This window comes from Streptomyces sp. NPDC005899, assembly GCF_040629645.1.
Lineage (GTDB): Bacteria > Actinomycetota > Actinomycetes > Streptomycetales > Streptomycetaceae > Streptomyces.
Window position 1 is genome coordinate 1 of sequence record NZ_JBEXWB010000528.1, and the last position, 3,069, is coordinate 3,069.

A 3,069-nucleotide genomic window follows, 5' to 3' on the forward strand; every position below is an offset into this window, starting at 1 on the left:
GTGACGGCCGGGCCCCGCTCACGCCGGGCTGCCTCACGCCTCGTGGGCCACCAGGAAGATGCCGACGTAGTGCACCACGAAGGCGGCGAGCGTCAGCGAGTGGAAGACCTCGTGGAAGCCGAACCAGTCCGGTGACGGGTTCGGGCGCTTGAGGCCGTAGATGACACCGCCCGCGCTGTACAGCAGGCCGCCGACGACGACCAGGACGAGTACCGCGATGCCGCCCGCGCGCATGAAGTCGGGCAGGAAGAAGACCGCGGCCCAGCCCATCGCGATGTAGCAGGGGGTGTACAGCCAGCGGGGCGCGCCGACCCAGAACACCCGGAAGGCGATGCCGGCGGCAGCCGCCCCCCAGATGCCCCACATGAGCGGGCGACCGGTGGACTCGGGCAGCAGGAGCAGGGTCAGCGGGGTGTACGTGCCCGCGATGATCAGGAAGATGTTGGCGTGGTCGAGCCTGCGCAGCACGGCCTCGCCGCGCGGCCCCCAGGTCCCCCGGTGGTAGACCGCGCTCACACCGAACAGCAGGCAGGCGCTGAGTACGTACACCGCGCAGGCGACGCGTGCCCGCGTGCTGTCCGCCAGGGCTATCAGCGCGATTCCGGCGATCACCACCGCGGGGAACATCCCGGCGTGCAGCCATCCCCGCATCCGTGGCTTGACCGGGACGGGGTCGGTGAGTTCGACGGGCCCGGACGACGCGGAGTCGGCAGAAGTCATGACGGCATGCTACCTACGCCCCCGTAGGTAGCGAATCGTAGTGGCGATGGTCACTGTGCTCACCTGGGCGCCCCTCTGGACATATGGGCGCGAGCAGCGGAACATCAAATGAGTGCGGTCGGCACCGGATGAGCGCGAAGGTGGAATCGAAGCGTCCGGGTCGCAGCCCCCACGGGGCCTCTTCCACAGAAACCCACTCCAAGGAGCGATCGTGGCGCGCGACATCGCGGCTCCCCTCACTGTTCCCACCGACCACCCGGAGCTCGTCTCCTGGGTGGCCGGGATCGCAGCACTCACCGAGCCGGACCGGGTGGTCTGGTGCGACGGCTCCGAGGCCGAGTACGAGCGCCTGTGCGAGGAGCTCGTCGCGAAGGGCACCTTCACGAAGCTCGACCCGGTCAAGCGCCCGAACTCGTACTACGCCGCGTCCGACCCGAGTGACGTCGCCCGCGTCGAGGACCGCACCTTCATCTGCTCCGAGAAGGAGGAGGACGCGGGACCGACGAACCACTGGAAGGCCCCCGCCGAGATGCGGGAGATCTTCACGGGCGAGAAGGGCGTCTTCCGCGGCTCCATGCGCGGGCGCACGATGTACGTCGTCCCGTTCTGCATGGGCCCCGTCGGCTCGCCGCTCTCCGCCATCGGCGTCGAGATCACCGACTCCGCGTACGTCGCCGTCTCCATGCGCACCATGACGCGGATGGGGCAGGAGGTCCTCGACGAGCTCGGCACCGACGGCTTCTTCGTGAAGGCCGTCCACACCCTCGGCGCACCCCTGGCCGAGGGCGAACAGGACGTCCCGTGGCCGTGCAACTCCACCAAGTACATCTCGCACTTCCCCGAGGACCGCGAGATCTGGTCGTACGGCTCCGGCTACGGCGGCAACGCCCTGCTGGGCAAGAAGTGCTACGCCCTGCGCATCGCCTCCGTCATGGCCCGCGACGAGGGCTGGCTCGCCGAGCACATGCTGATCCTCAAGCTGACCCCGCCGCGGGGTGAGAGCAGGTACGTCGCCGCCGCCTTCCCGAGCGCCTGCGGCAAGACCAACCTCGCCATGCTGGAGCCCACGATCTCCGGCTGGACCGTCGAGACCATCGGCGACGACATCGCCTGGATGCGTTTCGGCGAGGACGGCCGGCTGTACGCCATCAACCCCGAGGCGGGCTTCTTCGGTGTCGCGCCCGGTACCGGCGAGCACACCAACGCGAACGCCATGAAGACCATGTGGGGCAACTCCGTCTTCACCAACGTCGCGCTCACCGACGACGGCGACGTGTGGTGGGAGGGCATGACCGAAGAGCCCCCGGCGCACCTCACGGACTGGAAGGGCAACGACTGGACCCCCGAGTCCGGCACGCCCGCCGCCCACCCCAACGCCCGCTTCACCGTGCCCGCGGGACAGTGCCCGATCATCGCACCGGAGTGGGAGGACCCGAAGGGCGTGCCGATCTCGGCCATCCTCTTCGGCGGTCGCCGCGCCTCGGCCGTGCCGCTGGTCACCGAGTCCTTCACCTGGCAACACGGCGTCTTCCTCGGCGCGAACGTCGCCTCCGAGAAGACCGCGGCCGCCGAGGGCAAGGTCGGCGAGCTGCGCCGCGACCCCTTCGCCATGCTGCCGTTCTGCGGCTACAACATGGGCGACTACATGAAGCACTGGATCGAGGTCGGCGCCGGCAAGGACCGGTCGAGGCTGCCGAAGATCTACTACGTGAACTGGTTCCGCAAGAACGAGGCGGGGAAGTTCGTGTGGCCCGGCTTCGGTGAGAACAGCCGCGTCCTCAAGTGGATCGTCGAACGCCTGGAGGGCACGGCGGAAGGCGTCGAGACGCCGATCGGCATCCTGCCGGCCGCGGGCTCCCTGGACACCGACGGCCTGGACCTCTCGGAGTCCGACCTCGGCTTCCTGCTGGACGTCGACAAGGAGGTCTGGCGCGAGGAGGCCGCGCTGATCCCCGAACACCTCGACACCTTCGGCGACCACACGCCGAAGGAGCTGTGGGACGAGTACCACGCGCTGGTCCGGCGCCTGGGCTGAGCCCACGCCTCCCCGCACTCCGCGGCGGGCCCGGAAGACATCCGCCCTGACCTGTGGGGTCGACGGCCCGCCGCGGTAAGGCCCCCGGAACACCCTCGAGGTTCCGGGGGCCGTCCCGTTCCGCGGGTCCCCGCCCTCGGGGGGAGGCCCGTGCCGGGGAGGGCGGGGGCACCCGGTCCGCGCGCCTTCACGGCACGTGGACCGGGGCCGTCAGCGGGCGCCCACGAGCGTGGGCGCGGAGTCCGCGGCGAGTGCCGCGGTGTGGGCGTCCATCGCCTGGGCCGCGAGGATCGCGGCGGCGGTGTCGGCGCGGG

At 70.3% G+C, this 3,069-nt stretch carries 2 protein-coding genes; one reads left to right on the top strand and one right to left on the bottom strand.

Translation table 11 applies throughout. The annotated features are described in order from the left end of the window. Positions 1-33: 33 nt before the first annotated feature. Positions 34-720, bottom strand: a complete 687-nt coding sequence (locus ABZ371_RS30920) for a hemolysin III family protein (protein ID WP_358685889.1) — start codon at positions 718-720, stop codon at positions 34-36. Positions 721-931: 211 nt separating this feature from the next. On the opposite strand from ABZ371_RS30920, the gene ABZ371_RS30925 reads away from it, so the two are divergent. Beyond that, the gene (locus ABZ371_RS30925) at positions 932-2,755 is read left to right on the top strand and encodes a phosphoenolpyruvate carboxykinase (GTP) (protein WP_358685892.1); all 1,824 of its coding nucleotides are present in this window, start codon (positions 932-934) and stop codon (positions 2,753-2,755) included. The last annotated feature ends 314 nt before the right edge of the window (positions 2,756-3,069 follow it).

What these genes read in the sequence shown, in the direction of transcription:
- ABZ371_RS30920 (WP_358685889.1), bottom strand. Translation starts at nt 720, where the DNA reads ATGACTTCTGCCGACTCCGCGTCGTCCGGGCCCGTCGAACTCACCGAC.